The 18,072-nt window shown below is 68.6% G+C and carries 19 protein-coding genes; 11 read left to right on the forward strand and 8 right to left on the reverse strand.

What is annotated here, in order from left to right; all coding sequences use genetic code 11:
* Positions 1-41 precede the first annotated feature (41 nt).
* From gnd to J3S20_RS18670, 4 genes are all read left to right on the forward strand, one after another.
* Positions 42-1,019: a phosphogluconate dehydrogenase (NAD(+)-dependent, decarboxylating) gene (gene gnd, locus J3S20_RS18655; protein WP_216838007.1), complete on the forward strand. Its 978-nt coding sequence runs from the start codon at positions 42-44 to the stop codon at positions 1,017-1,019.
* Complete coding sequence (locus J3S20_RS18660; protein WP_216838008.1) at positions 1,016-1,510, forward strand: gluconokinase; 495 nt, start codon at positions 1,016-1,018, stop codon at positions 1,508-1,510. The genes gnd and J3S20_RS18660 overlap by 4 nt, the downstream gene beginning before the upstream one ends.
* A gap of 426 nt (positions 1,511-1,936) precedes the next feature.
* Entirely contained in the window at positions 1,937-2,686 is a 750-nt protein-coding gene (locus J3S20_RS18665) for a glycosyltransferase family 25 protein (protein WP_216838009.1), read from the forward strand.
* A 60-nt stretch (positions 2,687-2,746) separates the two neighbouring features.
* On the forward strand, positions 2,747-3,622 hold the full coding sequence (locus J3S20_RS18670; RefSeq protein WP_216838010.1) for a polysaccharide pyruvyl transferase family protein: 876 nt from the start codon (positions 2,747-2,749) through the stop codon (positions 3,620-3,622).
* 36 nt (positions 3,623-3,658) lie between these two features.
* Here the strand turns inward: J3S20_RS18670 and J3S20_RS18675 are convergent, their stop codons facing one another.
* Genes J3S20_RS18675 through J3S20_RS18685 form a run of 3 tightly spaced genes read right to left on the reverse strand, consistent with a single transcriptional unit; the run spans position 3,659 to position 6,947 of the window.
* Positions 3,659-4,669 carry a ketopantoate reductase family protein gene (locus J3S20_RS18675; protein ID WP_216838011.1) on the reverse strand — a complete coding sequence of 337 codons (1,011 nt, stop codon included), beginning with the start codon at positions 4,667-4,669 and terminating at the stop codon, positions 3,659-3,661.
* Positions 4,654-5,361 (reverse strand): creatininase family protein, encoded by a 708-nt coding sequence (locus tag J3S20_RS18680; RefSeq protein WP_216838012.1) that lies wholly within the window; start codon positions 5,359-5,361, stop codon positions 4,654-4,656. The genes J3S20_RS18675 and J3S20_RS18680 overlap by 16 nt, the downstream gene beginning before the upstream one ends.
* Positions 5,361-6,947 (reverse strand): ABC transporter substrate-binding protein, encoded by a 1,587-nt coding sequence (locus J3S20_RS18685; RefSeq protein ID WP_216838013.1) that lies wholly within the window; start codon positions 6,945-6,947, stop codon positions 5,361-5,363. The genes J3S20_RS18680 and J3S20_RS18685 overlap by 1 nt, the downstream gene beginning before the upstream one ends.
* Before the next feature lie 64 nt (positions 6,948-7,011).
* Between J3S20_RS18685 and J3S20_RS18690 the strand changes: the two genes are divergently transcribed.
* From J3S20_RS18690 to J3S20_RS18720, 7 genes are all read left to right on the forward strand, one after another.
* Entirely contained in the window at positions 7,012-8,007 is a 996-nt protein-coding gene (locus J3S20_RS18690) for an ABC transporter permease (RefSeq protein ID WP_343215248.1), read from the forward strand.
* On the forward strand, positions 8,004-8,864 hold the full coding sequence (locus J3S20_RS18695) for an ABC transporter permease (RefSeq protein ID WP_216838014.1): 861 nt from the start codon (positions 8,004-8,006) through the stop codon (positions 8,862-8,864). Before J3S20_RS18690 ends, J3S20_RS18695 begins: the two co-directional genes overlap by 4 nt.
* 121 nt (positions 8,865-8,985) lie before the next feature.
* Positions 8,986-9,960 (forward strand): ABC transporter ATP-binding protein, encoded by a 975-nt coding sequence (locus tag J3S20_RS18700; protein WP_216838015.1) that lies wholly within the window; start codon positions 8,986-8,988, stop codon positions 9,958-9,960.
* Positions 9,957-10,940 (forward strand): ABC transporter ATP-binding protein, encoded by a 984-nt coding sequence (locus tag J3S20_RS18705; RefSeq protein ID WP_216838016.1) that lies wholly within the window; start codon positions 9,957-9,959, stop codon positions 10,938-10,940. The genes J3S20_RS18700 and J3S20_RS18705 overlap by 4 nt, the downstream gene beginning before the upstream one ends.
* Before the next feature lie 74 nt (positions 10,941-11,014).
* The gene (locus J3S20_RS18710) at positions 11,015-11,479 is read left to right on the forward strand and encodes a GNAT family N-acetyltransferase (protein ID WP_216838017.1); all 465 of its coding nucleotides are present in this window, start codon (positions 11,015-11,017) and stop codon (positions 11,477-11,479) included.
* Positions 11,480-11,668: 189 nt separating this feature from the next.
* Positions 11,669-11,968, forward strand: coding sequence for a hypothetical protein (locus tag J3S20_RS18715; RefSeq protein WP_216838018.1), 300 nt, complete (start codon positions 11,669-11,671; stop codon positions 11,966-11,968).
* A 12-nt stretch (positions 11,969-11,980) separates the two neighbouring features.
* Complete coding sequence (locus J3S20_RS18720; protein WP_216838019.1) at positions 11,981-12,769, forward strand: ADYC domain-containing protein; 789 nt, start codon at positions 11,981-11,983, stop codon at positions 12,767-12,769.
* 18 nt (positions 12,770-12,787) lie between these two features.
* Here the strand turns inward: J3S20_RS18720 and J3S20_RS18725 are convergent, their stop codons facing one another.
* From J3S20_RS18725 to J3S20_RS18745, 5 genes are all read right to left on the reverse strand, one after another.
* Positions 12,788-13,711, reverse strand: a complete 924-nt coding sequence (locus J3S20_RS18725; protein ID WP_216838020.1) for a BKACE family enzyme — start codon at positions 13,709-13,711, stop codon at positions 12,788-12,790.
* The gene (locus J3S20_RS18730; RefSeq protein WP_216838021.1) at positions 13,708-14,649 is read right to left on the reverse strand and encodes a 3-hydroxyacyl-CoA dehydrogenase; all 942 of its coding nucleotides are present in this window, start codon (positions 14,647-14,649) and stop codon (positions 13,708-13,710) included. Before J3S20_RS18730 ends, J3S20_RS18725 begins: the two co-directional genes overlap by 4 nt.
* 85 nt (positions 14,650-14,734) lie before the next feature.
* Complete coding sequence (locus J3S20_RS18735; RefSeq protein ID WP_216838022.1) at positions 14,735-14,926, reverse strand: hypothetical protein; 192 nt, start codon at positions 14,924-14,926, stop codon at positions 14,735-14,737.
* A 148-nt stretch (positions 14,927-15,074) separates the two neighbouring features.
* Entirely contained in the window at positions 15,075-17,378 is a 2,304-nt protein-coding gene (locus J3S20_RS18740; RefSeq protein ID WP_216838023.1) for a DUF3141 domain-containing protein, read from the reverse strand.
* An 81-nt stretch (positions 17,379-17,459) separates the two neighbouring features.
* On the reverse strand, positions 17,460-18,068 hold the full coding sequence (locus J3S20_RS18745) for a glutathione S-transferase family protein (protein ID WP_216838024.1): 609 nt from the start codon (positions 18,066-18,068) through the stop codon (positions 17,460-17,462).
* Positions 18,069-18,072 lie beyond the last annotated feature (4 nt).

Raw genomic sequence — 18,072 nt, forward strand, 5'->3', positions numbered from 1 at the left:
GGCCGGCCCGCATCCTGCCGCGGAAACGGGGAGGGTTTGGGATGCAACTCGGCATGGTCGGGCTGGGCCGCATGGGCGGCAACCTGGTGCGTCGCCTGATGCGCGCCGGCATTTCCTGCACCGTCTGGGACCGCGACCCGGCCGTGGTGGCGACCCTCGCCGCCGAAGGGGCGGAGGGGGCCGACAGCCTGGCCGACCTGGTGCGCCGCCTGCCGGCGCCGCGCGCCGTCTGGGTGATGCTGCCCGCCGGCGCGGCGACGGAGGAGGCGCTGGCCCAGCTCGCCCAGCTGCTGTCGCCAGGCGATGTCGCCATCGATGGCGGCAACGGCATGTGGAAGGACGCCATCCGCCGCGCGGCGCTGCTGCGGGAGCGGGGGATCGAGATGCTGGATATCGGCACCTCCGGCGGCGTCTGGGGTCTGGCACGGGGCTATTGCCTGATGATCGGCGGCCCGGCCGGGCCGGTCGAACGGCTGGACCCGATTTTTCGGGCCCTCGCCCCCGGCGAGGCCGCCGCATCGCCCACGCCGGGCCGCAGCGCAGCGGCCGATCCCCGCCCCCCCCAGGGCTATGTCCATTGCGGCGCCAATGGCGCCGGGCATTTCACAAAGATGGTCCACAACGCCGTCGAATACGGGATGATGCAGGCGATGGCGGAGGGGCTGGAACTGCTCCGCCAGCAGGGCAGCGATTCCGTGGCGCCGGAGCTGCGCCTCGACCTCGATGTGCCCGATATCACCGAGGCCTGGCGCCGCGGCTCCGTCGTCGCCTCCTGGCTGCTGGACCTCACGGCGCAGGCGCTGGCGGCGGATGGGGAGCTTTCGACCTATTCCGGCAGGGTCGGCGATAGCGGGGAGGGGCGCTGGGCGGTGCAGGCGGCGATCGAAAGCGCGGTGCCGGCGCCGGTGCTCTCCGCCGCGCTCTATTCGCGCTTCCGGTCGCGGCAGGAGGCGCCCTTCGCGGACCGCTCGCTCTCCGCCATGCGCAACGCCTTCGGCGGGCATCTGGAGCCGAAATGACGGCGCTGGTCCTGGTGATGGGCGTCTCGGGCGCCGGGAAATCCACCGTCGGGCCGCTGATCGCCGCCGGGCTGGGCCTGCGCTTCGACGATGCGGACAGTTTCCATCCAGCCGCGAACGTCGCGAAGATGAGCCGCGGCGAGGCGCTGGATGATGCCGACCGGGCGCCCTGGCTGGATGCCATCGGCGCGCATCTGGCGGCGCATCGCGGCATCGGCTGCGTCGTCACCTGCTCCGCCCTGAAGCGCGCCTATCGCGACCGGCTGCGCGCGGCGGCGCCGGATCTGCGGCTGGTCTATCTGCAGGGCGACATGGCGCTGGTCGCGGCGCGGCAGGCGGCGCGGGAAGGGCACTTCATGCCGGCCAGCCTGGTGGCCAGCCAATTCGCCACGCTGGAACCGCCGGCGCCGGAGGAAGGCGCCATCCTCCTGGATGTGGCGGCGACGCCGGAGGCGCTGGCGGAGGCTGCCATTGCCGGCGTCCGGCGATAGGCCCGGCGCATCGCCGCCAGCCGGATGCGTCGCAGTCTTCGGGAAAACCGAACTTCCGGTAGGCGTGCGGGCGGGCTAACCTGGGATTAAGTGCAGATTCTGCCTGTCCAGGCGCCTGGGCGGCTTTGCCATGTCATGTTTGACCGGTAAGGGCGCAGCAGGGCAGCATGAAGGTCGGCGATCCATGTCGAATGCGAAGCGAGATCATGTTGCTCTGGGTGACTCATGCAGCAACGGGTCGACCGGGCGGCAAGCAGAGGATGCGGCCGCTCGACATGGTTCCGTGGGCCGCTTGCCTCTCCGCCACGGTACGCGGGACGAAGACGGGTTGAACCGACGAGGCCACGTCCTGCAAATGGTGCCGATAACATCTTGAATTCCACATTCTTTGCGGTGCCGTGTGGCGCAATACTGCAGCGAGGGACCATGCAGAAGATCATTGTCATTAACCTCGATTCGGATCGTGCGCGTTTTGAACGAATTTCCGACTCGCTTGCCGAACAAGGTATGACGCCCCACCGCCTTCCGGCTTTGCGTGGAACTTCCCTGCCGAAACTGATCCGCGGTTTCATTCCCGGCGCCGCGAATGCGGAGCACGGGACCCTGGGCTGCTTCCTGAGCCATGTTCGCAGTTGGGAAACCATTGTCGAGAATGGCTGGGATGGCGCCATCATCCTGGAAGACGATGCACGTATCGCACGACCGCTGGAGGATGTCGGCAAGGTGCTCTCGGAGGCCGGGGCGGACCTTGTTTTCCTGAATGATCGCATGTCGGTCCTGCGGCGCGCGGATGCGAACAGCGACGAAATGAACCAGGTGATATCGATCGAGGACTCCATCCTGGAGCGCGGTCCTTCCCAGTCAACGGGATGCGGAGGCGATGGCTATTGGCTCAGCCGGGCCGGAGCCGAAAGCCTGCTGGCCATTGTCGCGCAGCATGGCGTTCAGGGCGATGTGGATTGGCTGATACTATTTGCCGCGGTGGGTAAGGAAGGCCTTGCACGGCTGAAGCGCAATTATTTCTTCTTCCGGAAACTTACGGGAATTTCAAACTACTATGATCTGGCGGTTCCGGTCCTGAAGGGAGCGGTCCTGAAGGTCGCAGCCATTCTGCATCCTGGCGGGTCCAGTTCTCGGAAGGAGGAGAACGCGCTCAACAAGGTCGTGGGAGAATGAGGCAGGTCCGGCGCTGCATCGCGCCGTTCAATACGGAGCCCGCCTTCGGCCGCAACCGGCATGGTCGGATTGGCACGGCGCACAAGACACGACCTCCAGATCATTCGCAAGCATCAAGGAAGCATCACTGACATGGCGGCTAGACCAATCTCGATCTATTGGTGGAAATCTCCGGATTTCGTCAATATCGGCGACGAAATAAACCTGCAGGTTTGCGCCTACGTTTCGGGCCGCACGGTCGAGCATGCTGAGCTGGCAGAATGCGACCTGCTTTCGATTGGCAGCGTTGTACACTTCCCTGTCAATCTCAAGACATTTACAACGCGCCAGACACCGATCCACGTCTGGGGCTCCGGATCGCTTGAGCCAAAGCCGGTTCCCCCTGGCACGCCGTTGGTGTACCACGCGCTTCGTGGGCCACTTACGCGATGCCTAACCAGCGCGTCGAACGACCTGCCGCTAGGCGACCCAGGTCTGCTTGCCCCGCGCATCTGGAAAGGCGCGTCGCAGAAAGCGCATCGCTGGGGTGTCATCCCGCATCATTCGCAGCGCAGCGCCGCCTGGGTGAAGCATGTGCTGGCGAACACGCCCCGCTCGGTCATGATCGATGTCTGCAACCCGGATTTCGCCGCCACTTTCAAACTTCTGTCGAGTTGTGATTTTATCGTTTCGACGAGCCTTCATGGACTGATTTTTGCGGATGCCTGGGGTATCCCGAGCATCTGGCCGGAATCCGCTGAGGTGCATCGTGGTAAATCCTGGAAGTATTTTGACTACTTCGCATCCGTGGGGCGGTCGCAATTCCGTGCGGTAACACTTCCGCCGTCAGGAAATCTTGCGGACCTTCCGCAGGGGCTGTTGCGCACCGAACATCTGGCCGGAATTCCCATGATCGGCGACAGGCTGGAGGCATCCTTCCCCCGCGACGTCTTCTGACGGCCAGGCAGCAGGCCGGCGAGGTGCGGCCCTTGCCTATGTCAGCAACGCGGCGAAGGTCTCAGGTGACTGATTGCGGCGACCGGTCTCAAGGTCCTCGATAAGTGCACACAGCCTTCGCATCATCGGCACGGGCACGCCCTTTTCCGCGGCCAAGCCAGGCACCAGGCCGATCTGCGCATCCGCCTCCGTCTTGCGCTTGCGGACCGCCAGGTCGCGCCAGATGCCGGAATGGGTTTTTGCGCCCACCGCATTGAAGTCGCGCAGCCAATCGACCACCGCCGCGCCTTCCGCATCCGGCACGCCGGGCGCGAAGGCCATGGGCCGGAACTCGCCGAAGCCGCGGGGGGTGACGCCATGGGCGAGGGCGGTGGCGACCACCTCCCGTCCCAGCGCCAGCCAGACGGGCAGGCGGGCGGGGTCGGCGAAATTGGCGCTCATGCTGTCGTTGTTCAGCGCCGTGGCAAACAGCATCGCGCCATAGGCCATCTTGCCCCAGAGGTAAGACCAGATGTCGTCGGTGAGGATCGCATCCGGCTCGAATTTCTGGGCCAGCGCGAACATGGCCTCCGTGCGCGGCCGCGTGATGCCGTCGAGCTCGCCGATCACCACCGCGCTGCGATTGCCGAACAGGATCTCGCCGGGGCCGTGCCAGTCGGCGCCGAAATTGACGAAGCAGCCCATCACACGATCGGCGCCGAGGGCGCGGGAGAGGGCGATCTCGTTCAGCCCGTTCTGGGCGGAGAAGACAAAGCCATCGGGCGCCAGATGCGGCGCCAGCATCGGGATCGCCGCCGCGGTGGCCTGTGCCTTCACGGCGAGGACAATTCGGGAATAGGTGCCGGTGAGCTCCGCCGGTGTCACCGCGGGAATCACCTGGGTGAACTCGGCGACGGGGCCGGTGATGCGGAGGCCTGTCGTGCGGCAAGCCTCGACATGCTCGGCGACGGTATCGACCAGCAGCACCTCATGCCCCGCTTGCGCCCAGAAGGCGCCGAGCGTGCCGCCGATGGCGCCGGCGCCCCAGATGACTATCGGGTCTGCCATGGTCCCTCCAGCGCCTCGCGGGTCTCGGCCACGCCGATGTCCCAAATGGATTGCATTGTCGCGTCGTCGATCTGCCAGGGGCCGCCAAAGGCGCCATCGCCCAGTATTTCGCGTGTTTGCGCGGGTCCGCTGGCCTTCATCCGCGCCAGGTCCGGCACGGGCTTGCGGCCCTCCGGCGCCGGCGCGTGGGGCAGGCGGGTCCAGGGATAATTCTCGAACCAGTTGCCGTGACTGGCGGAGGCATCCGCCGCCATGGCCGCGGCCCAGACGCGCGGCGTGTTGTACCAGTTGTGGAATTTCAGGCTGAGGCCGGGGGTTTCCGCCATCATCTCCTGCAGCAGCGCGGCGACGGGCGCATTGCCGCCATGGCCGTTCACCACCATCACGCGGCGGAATCCAACGCGCGTGACGCTGGCAACGAGGTCGCGCATCACCGCCAGCAGCGTCTCGACGCGCAGAGAGATGCTGCCGGGAAATGCGGCGAAGTAGGGGGCAAGGCCGAAGGGCATCACCGGAAAGACCGGCACGCCGAGCGGCCCCGCCGCTTCCCGCGCTACGCGTTCGGCCAGGATGGCATCGGTGGCGAGGGACAGCTGCGCATGCTGTTCGGTGCTGCCCAATGGCAACACGCAGCGGTCATCGAGGCGCAGCCGCGCCTCGATATCCCGCCAGTTGTGGTCTGCGACGATCATCAGCGCGTCGGCACGATGTCCATCGCCAGCGTGTCCTCGTCGGTGCGGGCGCGCACCAGGTTTACCCTGTCCCGCCGCATCGCCCAGGCGGAGCCTACCGAGGCCAGCGGCATGCCGACGCGGTCCTGCGTGAAGAGCGTGGCGATCTGCTGCAGCAGTTCCTCCCGCTTCTTGTCGTCCAGCTCGATGGAGGCGGCCTGGATCAGCCGGTCCATCTCCGGGTTGGAATAGCCGTGCCAGTTGAAGGCGCCGAGGCGCAGCGCCGGGTTGTTGGTGTGAGCATTGGACGAATAGTAGTAGTTCGCCTCGCCCGTCAGCGTGCCCCAGCCGGCCATGATGTTCGACAGCTCGCCGCGCGCACGTGCCGGGAAGATGACCGCCGCAGGCTGGCCGGCCGCCTGCACCTCGATGCCGATGCGGGCGAACATTTGTGCGAGGGCGGTGCCGACGCCATTGTCGCCCGGCAGGCGGTTGTTGGTGAAATTCAGCACCATCCGGAAACCGTTGGGATAGCCGGCCTCGGCCAGCAGCGTGCGGGCGCGGGCCAGGTTCGGCGTCGGGATGGGGATATTCGGGTTGAAGCCGAAGATGCCGGGCGTGACCATCTGCCCCTGCGGGCTGCCCAGCCCTTCCATCGCGATCTCGGCCAGCGCGCGGCGATCGATGGCCAGGTCCATCGCCTCCCGCACCCGGATGTCGCGATAGGGATTGGCCGCGAGACGGGAGCCATCCTTGGCCGTCACCTGCGGCGTAGTCTCGCGAAAATCGAGCTGCAGGTTGAAGACATAGACGGTATCCGCCTTCACCACGCGCAGCGCGCGGTCGCGCTCCAGCGTCGAGACATCGGCCGCCGGCACGCGGACGATCATATCCACCTGTCCCGTGCGCAGCTGGGCCACGCGGGCGGCGTCGTTCGGAATCTCGCGGCGCACATGCCGCGCCCAGGGCTGGCGGCCGCCCCAGTAGCTGTCGTTGCGCTCCACCACGAATTGCTCGCGCGGAGTCCAGGAGACGAAGCGATAGGGGCCGGTGCCGATGGCGGCGCGGCCGCTGTTGAAGGCCTCGTTGCTCGTCTCCGGCGTCAGGCTGGCGGTGGCGCGGGCGCTGGTGATGAAGACGCGGATGAAGTCATTGGGCAGCGTCGGCGCCGGGCCATCCGTGATTACGTGCAGCGTATGCGCATCGACGATCCGCAGGTCCTTCACGCTGCGGACGTAGATGCGCGTGGGGTTGGGGCCGGACAGCACCTGCATGCGGCGGATGGACGCGACCACATCCTCCGCCGTCATCGGGCTGCCGTCATGGAAGGTGACGCCCTGGCGCAGCTTGAATTCCCAGGTGGTGGCATCGATCGGCCGCCAGCTTTCGGCGATGCCGGGTTCCAGCTGCAGGTTTTCGCCGGAGACGACCAGCGTGTCGAAGACATGCTTCAGCGCCTCGGCATGGGTGCCGGTGGCGGTGTAATGGGGGTCCACCCCCTCCGGCCCCGCCCTCACCCCGAGGTTCAGGGTCTGCGCGCCGGCGGCGCCCGTCATCAGCAGGCCGGTGGTGGCCGCCAGGGCCAGGCGGCGGAAGGTCTGGGTCATTCTTTTCGTCCCCGAAGAAGCGTCCTGTGGGGCCGATGGTAGGAACGGCTTGCCTCCGCTGTCCATGGCCCGATACTGGGGCGGAATGCTCGGCTTCATCATCCAGCGACTCCTGCAATCCGTCGGCGTCATGCTGGCGATGTCGGCGCTCGTCTTCATCGGCGTATACGCCATCGGCAATCCGATCGACGTGCTGATCGCCCCGGACGCCACCCAGGACATTAGGGCGGAGGTGATCCGCCGCTACGGCTTGGACCTGCCGCTGTGGCAACAGTACTTCGCCTTCCTCGGCCGGCTGCTGACGGGGGATTTCGGGCGGTCGCTGGTCTTCGACATTCCGGTGCTGGAACTGGTGATGCAGCGGCTTCCGGCGACGCTGGAACTCGCCTTGGCCGCCGTGCTGATCGGCGCCTTCATCGGCATTCCGCTGGGCATCTATGCCGGGTATCGGCCGCATGCAGTCTCCTCCCGCGCCATCATGGCGGTCTCCGTGCTCGGATTTTCCGTGCCCACCTTCTGGGTCGGGCTGCTGCTGATCCTGACTTTTGCCGTGAATCTCGGCTGGCTGCCGGCGGGGGATCGCGGGCCCACGGTAGAGGTCTTCGGCATCGGCTGGTCCTTCCTGACGCTGGAGGGGCTGAGCTACCTGGCGCTGCCGGCGCTGAACCTGTCGCTGTTCAAGCTGGCCATGATGATCCGCCTGGCCCGCGCCGGGACGCGGGAGATCATGCTGACCGACACGGTGAAATTCGCCCGCGCCGCCGGGCTCTCGGAACTCACCATCCTGCGGCGGCACGTGCTGCGGCTGATCTCGATTCCGCTGGTGACGGTCTTCGGGCTGGAATTCGCCTCCACCCTCGCCTTCGCGGTGGTGACGGAGACGATCTTCTCCTGGCCCGGCGTGGGCAAGCTGATCATTGATTCCATCACCTCGCTCGACCGGCCGGTGATGGTCGCCTACCTGGTCCTGGTCGCCTTCTTCTTCGTGGTGATCAACCTGATCGTGGACCTGTCCTACGCGCTGCTCGATCCACGGCTGCGGCGAGGGCGCGCGGCATGAAGGCCTTTTGGCGCGAGTATCGCGAGAACTGGGTGGCGGTCGTCGCGCTCGTCGTCGTCGTGCTGGTGGTGCTGGCCGCGCTGACGGCGCCGATCTTTGCGCCGCAGGATCCCTATGACTTGGCCGGGCTCGACCTGATGGATGCACGGCGGCCGCCGGGCTTCGTCGGGTCTGGTGAATACGTCCACTGGCTCGGCACGGATGCGCAGGGGCGGGACCTGCTCTCCGCTATCCTCTACGGGCTGCGCATCTCGCTGCAGATGGGGCTTGTGGCCGGCGCTGTGGCGATGACGCTCGGCGCGGCGCTCGGCATCCTCTCCGCGCATCTCGGCGGCTGGGTGGAGGCGCTGGTGATGCGGGTGGTGGACCTGCAGCTCTCCTTCCCCGCTATCCTGCTGGCGCTGGTGCTGGTGGCGGTGCTGGGGCAGGGGAAGTCGCAGCTGATCATCGCGCTGGTGGCCGCGCAATATGCCTACTTCGCCCGCACCGCCTATGGCGCCGCGACGGCCGAGCGGCAGAAGGACTATGTCGAGGCCGCCTCCGCCACGCCGCTGCCGAGCTGGCGCGTGGTGCTGCGCCATATCCTGCCGAATTGCTTGCCGCCGCTGATCGTCGTCGGCACCGTGCAGGTGGCGAATGCCATCGCGCTGGAGGCGACGCTGTCCTTCCTCGGCCTCGGCCTGCCGCCCACCGAGCCCTCGCTCGGCATGCTGATCGCCAATGGCTTTCCCTATATGATGAATGGGCGGGCCTGGATTTCGGTCTATCCGGGCATCGCGCTGATCCTGCTGATCGTCGCCATCAACATTGTCGGCGACCAGATCCGCGACCAATTCAACCCGAGGCTAAGAAGATGAGCCCTCAGGCGCCGGGCGGCCGCTCCGCGGCCTCGGCTGCGCGCCTGCGCGCTGTTGCGCACATGGCAAGGCAGGTTTGTGCGCGCCGGCCGCCTCGCGGCCGGAAGGCAGTTCTTTCCGCATGAGCGATGCGACTCTTCTGCAGGTCCGCGACCTGCGCACGCATTTCTTCACCCGCGCCGGCGTGGTGCGCGCGGTGGAGGGCGTGTCCTTCAGCCTGCAGCGCGGCGAGATCCTGGGGCTGGTTGGCGAAAGCGGCTCGGGCAAATCCGTCACGGGCTTTTCGCTGATTGGCCTGGTCGATCCGCCCGGCCGCATCGTCTCCGGCTCCATCCGCTTCGATGGGCAGGAGCTGGTCGGGCTGAAGCAGCCGGAGATGCGCCGGCTGCGCGGCAAGCGCATCGCCATGGTCTTCCAGGACCCGGCGGCGACGTTGAACCCGGTGCTGACCATCGGCCAGCAGATGGCGCTTGCCGTGCGCGCGCATGGCACCACCAGCGAGGCGGCGGCGCGGGACCTTGCGGTGCGCACGCTGACGCGCGTCGGCATCCCGGATGCGGCGGCGCGGCTGGATGCCTATCCGCATGAATTCTCCGGCGGCATGCGCCAGCGCGTGGCGATCGCGACCGCGCTGCTGCATGGGCCGGACCTCATCATCGCGGATGAGCCGACCACGGCGCTGGATGTCTCGATCCAGGCGCAGATCCTGGCGGAAATGCAGAAGCTGGCGAAGGAAACGGGCACGGCGCTGGTCTGGATTTCGCACGACCTGGCCACGGTCTCCTCCCTCGCCGACCGGCTGCTGGTCATGTACGCCGGCCGCATCGTGGAATCGGGGCGTGTGGGGCAGGTGCTGCGCGACCCGCGCCACCACTACACCCGCGGCCTGCTGGACAGCCTGCCGGCCACCGCGCTGCCGGGCGAGAAGCTGAACCAGATCCCGGGCACCACACCCTCGCTGCTGTCCCTGCCACCCGGCTGCCCCTTCGCGCCGCGCTGTCCGCGCGCCGATGCGGTGTGTGCGACGGACCCGCCGGATGTGGTCGTGGCCGACCGGCTGTTCCGCTGCCACCATCCGCTGGGTTTGGCGGCATGAACCAGATTCTAGTCGCCGAGGGCGTGACGAAACGCTTCGACCCGCGGCTGTCACTGGGGGACCGCATCGCCGGCGCGCTGGGTGCGCAGGTGGAGCGGCGCGCGGTGCAGGCCGTGTCGGACGTGTCGCTCTCGGTCACCGCCGGCGAGACGCTCGGCCTGGTTGGCGAAAGCGGCTGCGGCAAGTCCACACTCGGAAGAATGCTCGCCGGAATCCTGGCGCCGAGCGAGGGCCGCGTTCTCGTCTCGGGCGCCGCGCCCATGGCCGGCCGGCACAAATCCACCACGCGCATCCAGACCGTCTTCCAGGACCCCTTCGCCTCGTTGAACCCGCGCATGCGCATCGGCGATACCATCGCGGAGGGCCCTGTCACCCATGGCCTGACGACGCGGGCGGAGGCGCCGCGGATGGTGGCACAGTGGCTTGCCCGCGTCGGCCTCGACCCCGCCTTCGCCACGCGCTTTCCGCATCAGTTCTCCGGCGGCCAGCGGCAACGCGTCGCCATCGCGCGGGCGCTGGCGATGCAGCCCGAGGTGCTGGTCTGTGACGAGCCGGTGGCCTCGTTGGATGTCTCGATCCAGGCGCAGATCCTGAACCTGTTCCTGGACCTGCGGCGGGACCTCGGCCTGACCTGCATCTTCATCTCGCACGACCTTTCGGTGGTGCGGCATGTCAGCGACCGCGTCGCCATCATGTATCTCGGCCGCATCGTCGAGAGCGGGCTTTCGCGAAGCGTCTACGCCGCGCCGCGGCACCCCTATACGCAGGGGCTGCTGGACAGCGTGCCCAAGCTGCGGCTGGACGGCGAGGCGCCGGCGCAGTTCCGGCCGATCGCGGGCGAACTGCCATCGCCGCTGTCACCGCCCCCCGGCTGCGCCTTCCATCCGCGCTGCCCAAAGGCGACTGCGATCTGCCGCGCCGAGCGCCCGCTGCTGACGCCGCGGGAGGATGGCGCGCTGGTCGCCTGCCATCACGCGTGACATCGGCGCCGCGTAACCTCCTCCACCGTCGCGGCGAAGCAACCTAGCCAACCCCTGCCGCACGGCGCCTCCACATGACCATCCGACCTCTCGCTGCCAGCGACCTGGCGCCGCTGCGCGCCGTCATCGACGCCACTGGGCTTTTTCCCGGCGATCTCCTGGACGAGATGGCGGCGCCGCATCTGCGTAGTGAGGGTCCGCCCGAACTCTGGCTCACAACCGCCGAGGTCACGGCCATCGCCTATGCGGCCGCTGAGCGCATGACGGAGGGCACCTGGAACCTGCTGCTGATCGCGGTGCATCCCGACCGCCAGCGCCAGGGAACAGGTGCTGGCCTCGTCTCGGCCGTCGAGGCGCGGCTGCGGGAGGCAGGTGCCCGCCTGCTGCTGGTCGAGACCTCGGGCCTCGACGAGTTCGAGCCGACGCGCGCCTTCTACCGCGCGCTGGGCTTCATGGAGGAAGGCCGGATCCGCGACTACTACAAGGCGGGCGAGGACAAGATCATCTTCGCCAAGCCGCTGTTGCAGGCTGCGGGCTGAACAGCGGCAGCGCCAGAACGCGAAGGCGCGCGCGGATATGGCCGCCCATCGCCCGCGCGTGTTTCGGGCGCCGCAAATGATGACGAGGCGGCGCAACCCCGGGCAGTGAAGCGCCGCCCCCACGCCACCGATCTGCAACGCGACGCTGCGACAAACGGCCCGTCGCCACGGCAACCGGAGGATAACGACATGATCCGCAAGCTCACCCTCGCCTTCGCCGCCCCGCTGCTCGGCCTGTCCCTGGCCGCCCCGGCGCATGCCGTGCTCAGCGCCAATGGCATCAGCCACCAGGGCGTCACGCTGAACGGCCTCAGCTACAATGGGCAGCTCAGCATTGGCCTCACCTTCAACGGCCTCACCTTCAACGGCCGCACATTCAATCGCGGGGCTTTCAACGGCCAGGTCAGCAACGGCGCGGAAGCCGAGGCGCCGACGCAGGCCATCCAGGGGATCATCCTGCCCTCCGGCACCGTCCTGCGGCTTCGCTGAGGGGCTGACGCCATGCGCCGCCTGCTCCTGCTCATGCTGCTGCTGGCAGGCTCGGCGGCGGCGCAACAGCCCCCGCGGCTGATCGGCCTGCGGGCGGAGGGCGGTGATTTCCGCGCCGACCTCTCCGACCGCACGGCGCTGCGCGGCGCTGACCTTGTTGGCGCCGTGCTGCAATTCGATGGCCTGGAGCTGCGCCTCGACGCCGCCCGCCGCGACGAGGCGGTGCCGATGGCCGGTGGGGGAACGGCCGGCGATGTCTGGCTGTTCCAGGCCTCCGCCCGCAGCGCCGCCGCCGCGGAGTGGCAGGCGTTTTGCGACGCCGATCCGCAGGGCGAGCGCCTGCTGATGCCCTATTCCGGGCCGGACGCAGCGCTGCGCCTGACCTGCTCCTCCGGCGCCATCGGCAAGTGCATCCGCTTCGGCTACCGCCCCTGGGCCAGCCTGCCGGACGGGCGCAGCCTGGCGCCCTTCCACGCCGCCTGCGTCCATATGATGCGCGGTGCCTATGGCGATGCCGAGCATGCCTGGACGCGGGACGGCATGCGCATCGACCTTTATGACCGCGTCGGCATCCAGTCCCCGACCAACGAGGAGGATCAGGACTTCGAGGCCGGCTGGACGCCACAGGGCGCCGTCTGCGTCGCGCATATGCGCGTGCCGGAGCATGGCGATCTCGCCTCCCTCCTCGCCGCCGCGCCGCGCCTGGCCGGCCGGACCAGCCCGGAGGCCTGCACCGAGGCGCGCGCCGAGGCCGAGGGCGCGCTGCTGTTCAACCGGTCGCGGCGCGCGGGCCCCGACTGAACGGGCCGGGGCGCCGCGTCAGAAATTCACCCGATCCCCGCCCTTCAGCGACAGGATCTCCCGCGCCTCATCCGGCGTCGCGACGGACAGCCCCAACCCCTCGATGATCTGCCGCGCGCTGCGCACCTGTTCTGCATTGCTCGCCGCGAGCCGCCCCGGCCCGCCCCAGAGACTGTCCTCCAGCCCCACGCGGATATTGCCGCCCATCGCCGCCGCCATGGCCGCGATCGGCAGCTGGTTCCGTCCCGCGCCGAGGACTGACCATTTGTAGCTGTCGCCGAACAGCCGGTCCGCCGTGCGCTTCATATGCATGACGTCCTCGGGATGCGCGCCGATGCCGCCCTGCAGGCCGAAGACTGTCTGGATGAACAGCGGCGCGCGCACGAGCCCGGCGTCCAGAAAGTACTTCAGGTTGTAGAGGTGTGAGGTGTCGTAGCACTCGAATTCGAAGCGCGTGTTGTTCTCGGAACAGGTGCGGAGGATGTATTCGATGTCCCCGAATGTGTTGCGGAAGAGGATGTCCTTGTTCTCGAGGTAGGGCTTTTCCCAGTCGTGTTGGAACGTCTTGAAGCGGTTCAGCATGCCGAACAGGCCGAAGTTCATCGAGCCCATGTTGAGCGAGGCCACCTCCGGCGCGAAGCTCGCCGCCGGCTTCACCCGCTGCTCGATGGTCATGGTCGGCGCGCCGCCGGTGGTGATGTTCACCACGCAGTCGCTGCGCTGCTTGATGACGCGCAGGAAGGGGGCGAAGGCCTCCGGCGACTGGTCCGGGCGGCCGTCCTGCGGATTGCGGGCATGCAGGTGGACGATGGCGGCGCCGGCCTCCGCCGCGCCGATCGCCGCATCGGCGATCTGCTCCGCCGTGATCGGCAGGTGCGGGGACATGCTGGGCGTGTGGATCGCGCCCGTCACCGCGCAGGTGATGATGACTTTCCGGCTCATGCCTTCTCGGCCTCCTTCTTGTGGGCGGCCAGTGCGGCCAGCCTTGCGTCGCGCCGGGCGCTGCGCTTCGCGATCTCCGCCCGGTCGGGCGTTTCGCCCCATTGCGCCATGATCGCGCCGATGCCCGCCGCGCCAAAGACCTCGGGCGAGGGCGGCGCGGCGGCGATGCGGCCGTAGAAGGGGCCGTAGCGCGCGCAGTAGTCGGGGATGCCGCCCGGCGCATTCAGCTCGATGGTCGCGAAGGGGCCGAGGAAGGACCAGCGCAGGCCGAGGCCCTCGGCCACCGTGGTGTCGAGGTCCTGCGGCGAGACATAGCCCTCCTGCACCAGCCGGAAGGCCTCGGCCAGCAGGGCGCCCTGCAGGCGGTTCAGGATGAAACCCTCCACCTCCCGCTTCACCGTGACCGGCGCCTGGCCGATGCCGGCAAAGATCTCCCGCGCGCGCGCAAGGGTCTCGGGCGCGGTCCAGGGCGCGCCGCACAGCTCCACCACCGGCACCAGGTGCGGCGGGTTGACGGGATGCGCCACCAGGCAGCGGGCGCGGCCGGCCAGGCCCTCGGTGAAGACCGAGGCCGGGATGGCGCTGGTGGAGGAGGCGAGGAGGCAGCCGGGTGCGGCCAGCGCATCCAGCTCCGCAAAGATGGCGCGCTTGGTGGCGGCATCCTCCGGCCCGTTCTCCTGCACGAATTCCGCGCCGGCCAGCGCCGCCGCCAGGCTCGGCGCCAGGCTGATGCGCGCGGCGGCAGCGGCCGGATCGGCGCAGAGCCCGTGCCGCGCCAGCTCCGCCAGCCCCTGCGCGCAGAGGCCGGGCGCGGCCTGCAAGGCCGCGGGGGAGGGGTCGTGCAGCGCGGCCTGCCAGCCGGCCCGGGCGAAGATCATGGCCCAGGCCCGGCCGATCAGCCCCGCCCCCACGATCGCAACCTTGCGCGCTTCCGCCATCTCGTTCCCCCCCCAGGGGCCGGTCCCTTGGGGGCACGATAGAAGCCGTGCGACGGCGCGCAATCCCGATCCGGCGCGGGGCCGACTACTTCGCGCGGTCGAGCGCCTGCCAGAGCCCGACGATCAGCTGGCGGGCATTGGCCTCGTCGGTCGGCAGCCGCAGGAGGCGGCCTTCGCGGTCCATCAGGTGGATCTCGGCCCCCTCCTCGGAGGTGAGCAGGGTCGCAGCCACGAAATCGGGGGCGCGGGGGGATCGGGCAGCGGTATGCGTCATCATCGGTTTGGCCCTCTTGCCTCGGTGCCGCAATTCTTGCGGCCTTGGGGTCCGATACGGGGGGCGTGCCGGACGCAGGGGCAGGATGGCATGGCCCGATTGCCCAGTTGTGAATCCGGGCAGGGGCGATTTCGCGCGGCGTCGCCCGGCCTCAGCCGGGCTGGCGCGGGCGCTTCGGCGGCGCCAGCAGGCCGCGCAGCCGGTTCAGCATGGCCAAGGCGGGCTCGCCCAGCTCCTCCTCCGGCCCCGCCACATCCGCCACCGAGGCCAGGGCGCGGCGACGGTCGGCGGGGTCGGGCAGCAGGGAGACCAGCGTCTCGAAGGCCTGCTGCGGCGCCATCTCCACCACCACCGTCTGCTCCCGGATCAGCGCCTGGCGGGCGGAGGCGGTGAGCTGCGCGAAGGGTTCCTCCGTCGTCAGCAGCGCATTGGAGCGTGCCAGCCGGCTACGACGGACGCCACCGCGGGCCTTGGCCATCAGGATCATCATCCGCACCACGGCCTCGGCATAGCCACCCTCGGCGATGCGATCGAGCGCCGCGCGCACATCGGGCGTTTCGGCCGCCAGTTCCGGCGCGGCATCCACCGTCGGCACCTCGGAGGCCACGTTGAGCGCGGAGAGCGTGCCATAGACGGCGTGGAAGGCGGTTTCCTGCAGCGAATCGCGCCAGTCGCGCCAGGCATCGATGCTGCGCTCCACACTGTCGGCCCAGGCGCGTTCCATGGCGACGAAGGGATTATCCGGCGCCACCGGCTGGCGGTTGGCGCGCACCATATCGGCCATGGCGCCCAGCGGGCGCATCAGCGGGTTGGCGTCGCTGACGAGGTAGCGGCGCGCCCGCATCGGGTTCATCTGGCGGCGCAGCTCGGCCGATTCCTCGGTGGCGAACTGCCGCACGATGGGGCTGGCGAACAGGTCGTAGATCATCTGGTTCAGCGCGGAGATGCGCGCCACCGCGGGGAAGGCCTCGTTCTCCGCATCGCCGGAGACGGCGCGGATATCGGCCACCGTCTTCTCCACCAGCTCCACCTGGTAGCCGGTGTTCAGCCCGCTGCCGGCGGTGCCGGTGATGCGGAGTTCATACAGGCCGGGCGCCACGCTCTCGATCAGCTCGAGCGTATTGGCGATTTCCGTGTGTTCCTTGTTGGCCACCTTGCCGGAGACGAAGATGCCCAGATGGCCGATCTCGTCATGCACCAGGTAGATGATGGTCTGGCCGAGGGTCTTGATCTCCTGTTCGTCGCGATAGACGTCGGCGATCCAGCGCAGCGCCTGGCCGGGCGGGGTGATGTTGTCGCCGGCCGAGGCGAAGACCACGATCGGCGACTTCACCGAGCGCATGTTGAAGGATGCGCCCTTGCCGGCGCTGATTTCGCCGCGGGCGAATTTGTCGCCGATGAACAGGTTCTCGACGATCCAGCGGATCTCGTCCCGCGTCATCAGGAAGTAGCCACCCCACCAGCGCTCGAACTCCAGGAAGCGCTCGGCCTCGGTGTCCACCTTCTCGTACAGGTTGTAGTATTTGCGGAACTTGGTGTTGCCGGGCGACAGGCTCTCGAAGTTGGCGACCAGGTTGGCGCCGTCGAAGGTGCCGTTACCGAGGTCGGCCAGAAGTGCCGCGGGCCAGGACCCGCCGGCGAGGCCGCCGGTATAGCGCATCGGGTTGCGGCCCTTCTCGCCGGCCCAGTAGGAGAGGGGCGCGCCGTTCAGCACCAGCGGGCCGGTCAGCTCTGGCTCCGAGGCGCCGAGCATCATTACCGCCCAGCCGCCCTGGCAATTGCCGATGACCACGGGGCGCTGCGCCTCCGGGTGCAGCTCATGGATCTTGCGCAGGAAGATCGCCTCGGCCTCGGTGATGTCCAGGATGGTCTGGCCCGGCTCGGGGTCGCGGAAGAAGATGACGAAATAGACCGGATGGCCGCGGCGCAGCGCGACGCCCACCTGGCTGTCCGACTTGAAGCCGCCGATGCCGGCGCCATGGCCGGCGCGGGGGTCGATGATGACGAAGGGTCGCATGGCCGGGTCGGGCTCCCGCACCCCCTCCGGCGGCTTGATGCGGACCAGCGCGTAGTTGCAGCGGCGGGGCAGGGTGCGGCCATCCACCACCATGTCCCATTCGAAGACCAGCACCGGCGGGCAGCCGGCCTTCTCATGCTCGGCGAAGGCATTGCCGGCCTGGCGCATCGTGTCCCAGAACAGGACGGACCGCTGCGAGGCATCCACCGCATAGGCCATGGCATCGGCCATCAGCGCGAAGGGTGAGCGGGCGAACAGGGCCGACCCGGTGGGGCCGGCACCGTCCATGATGCGGGGCGGGGCGAGCGCCGGGGCCATGGCGGCCAACTGCTTGCGCGCGACCTCGCCCATGGCCTGGGCCTGTTCCATGAAACGGCTCATGGTCTCGGCACTGCGGGCCATCAGCTCGCGCCCGGGGGGCGGGGTTTGGGCGTTCATCCGGTGCATCCTTGGCTCGCCACGACTGCGGTGCAGCATAGCTGGGATCTCGGGACGGGGCACGCCAGGAAAGTTTCGCCCCTATTCCAGCCGCGCCCCCGCCGGCACCGCCATGCCCCGCCGCACCGCGGGCCGTTCCCCCATCCGGCTGAACCAGGCGGCCAGATGCGGGGTGGGTTCCAGCGTCCGGTCCGCCCAGCCATGCTTCGCCACCCAGGGATAGGCGGCGATATCGGCGATGCTGCAGCTGGCGCCGGCCAGGTAGGGCACCTCGGCCAGGCGGCCATCCAGTAGGCGATAGACCCGGTCGACCAGCGCGGTGGTATGCGACCTCGCGGCCTCCGGTTTTTGCGGCGCCAACTCGGTCCAGTGATGCGCCTGGCCGGTGAAAGGGCCGAGGGAGGTCAGGGCGACCATCAGCCAGGACAGCGTGGTGGCCCGATCCTCCCCCAGCAGCATCCCGTGGCGTTCCGCCAGGTGCAGCAGAATGGCGCCGCTTTCGAAGATCGGGCGCCCCTCCTCCACCAGGATCGGGATCTTGCCATAGGGGTTCAGCGCCAGGATCTCGGGCGCGAACTGTTCACGGGCGCGGATGTTCACGCCCGTGACCGCGTAATCCAGGCCGCATTCCTCCAGCATGATGGAGACGCGCTGGGAATTGGGCGTCGCCCATCCGTAGAAATGCCGCATCCCG

This window comes from Falsiroseomonas tokyonensis, from assembly GCF_019024325.1.
Taxonomy (GTDB): Bacteria; Pseudomonadota; Alphaproteobacteria; order Acetobacterales; family Acetobacteraceae; genus Falsiroseomonas; species Falsiroseomonas tokyonensis.

What these genes read in the sequence shown, in the direction of transcription:
- gnd (WP_216838007.1), top strand. Translation starts at nt 42, where the DNA reads ATGCAACTCGGCATGGTCGGGCTGGGCCGCATGGGCGGCAACCTGGTG.
- J3S20_RS18660 (WP_216838008.1), top strand. Translation starts at nt 1,016, where the DNA reads ATGACGGCGCTGGTCCTGGTGATGGGCGTCTCGGGCGCCGGGAAATCC.
- J3S20_RS18665 (WP_216838009.1), top strand. Translation starts at nt 1,937, where the DNA reads ATGCAGAAGATCATTGTCATTAACCTCGATTCGGATCGTGCGCGTTTT.
- J3S20_RS18670 (WP_216838010.1), top strand. Translation starts at nt 2,747, where the DNA reads ATGGTCGGATTGGCACGGCGCACAAGACACGACCTCCAGATCATTCGC.
- J3S20_RS18675 (WP_216838011.1), bottom strand. Translation starts at nt 4,669, where the DNA reads ATGGCAGACCCGATAGTCATCTGGGGCGCCGGCGCCATCGGCGGCACG.
- J3S20_RS18680 (WP_216838012.1), bottom strand. Translation starts at nt 5,361, where the DNA reads ATGATCGTCGCAGACCACAACTGGCGGGATATCGAGGCGCGGCTGCGC.
- J3S20_RS18685 (WP_216838013.1), bottom strand. Translation starts at nt 6,947, where the DNA reads ATGACCCAGACCTTCCGCCGCCTGGCCCTGGCGGCCACCACCGGCCTG.
- J3S20_RS18690 (WP_343215248.1), top strand. Translation starts at nt 7,012, where the DNA reads ATGGCCCGATACTGGGGCGGAATGCTCGGCTTCATCATCCAGCGACTC.
- J3S20_RS18695 (WP_216838014.1), top strand. Translation starts at nt 8,004, where the DNA reads ATGAAGGCCTTTTGGCGCGAGTATCGCGAGAACTGGGTGGCGGTCGTC.
- J3S20_RS18700 (WP_216838015.1), top strand. Translation starts at nt 8,986, where the DNA reads ATGAGCGATGCGACTCTTCTGCAGGTCCGCGACCTGCGCACGCATTTC.
- J3S20_RS18705 (WP_216838016.1), top strand. Translation starts at nt 9,957, where the DNA reads ATGAACCAGATTCTAGTCGCCGAGGGCGTGACGAAACGCTTCGACCCG.
- J3S20_RS18710 (WP_216838017.1), top strand. Translation starts at nt 11,015, where the DNA reads ATGACCATCCGACCTCTCGCTGCCAGCGACCTGGCGCCGCTGCGCGCC.
- J3S20_RS18715 (WP_216838018.1), top strand. Translation starts at nt 11,669, where the DNA reads ATGATCCGCAAGCTCACCCTCGCCTTCGCCGCCCCGCTGCTCGGCCTG.
- J3S20_RS18720 (WP_216838019.1), top strand. Translation starts at nt 11,981, where the DNA reads ATGCGCCGCCTGCTCCTGCTCATGCTGCTGCTGGCAGGCTCGGCGGCG.
- J3S20_RS18725 (WP_216838020.1), bottom strand. Translation starts at nt 13,711, where the DNA reads ATGAGCCGGAAAGTCATCATCACCTGCGCGGTGACGGGCGCGATCCAC.
- J3S20_RS18730 (WP_216838021.1), bottom strand. Translation starts at nt 14,649, where the DNA reads ATGGCGGAAGCGCGCAAGGTTGCGATCGTGGGGGCGGGGCTGATCGGC.
- J3S20_RS18735 (WP_216838022.1), bottom strand. Translation starts at nt 14,926, where the DNA reads ATGATGACGCATACCGCTGCCCGATCCCCCCGCGCCCCCGATTTCGTG.
- J3S20_RS18740 (WP_216838023.1), bottom strand. Translation starts at nt 17,378, where the DNA reads ATGAACGCCCAAACCCCGCCCCCCGGGCGCGAGCTGATGGCCCGCAGT.
- J3S20_RS18745 (WP_216838024.1), bottom strand. Translation starts at nt 18,068, where the DNA reads ATGCGGCATTTCTACGGATGGGCGACGCCCAATTCCCAGCGCGTCTCC.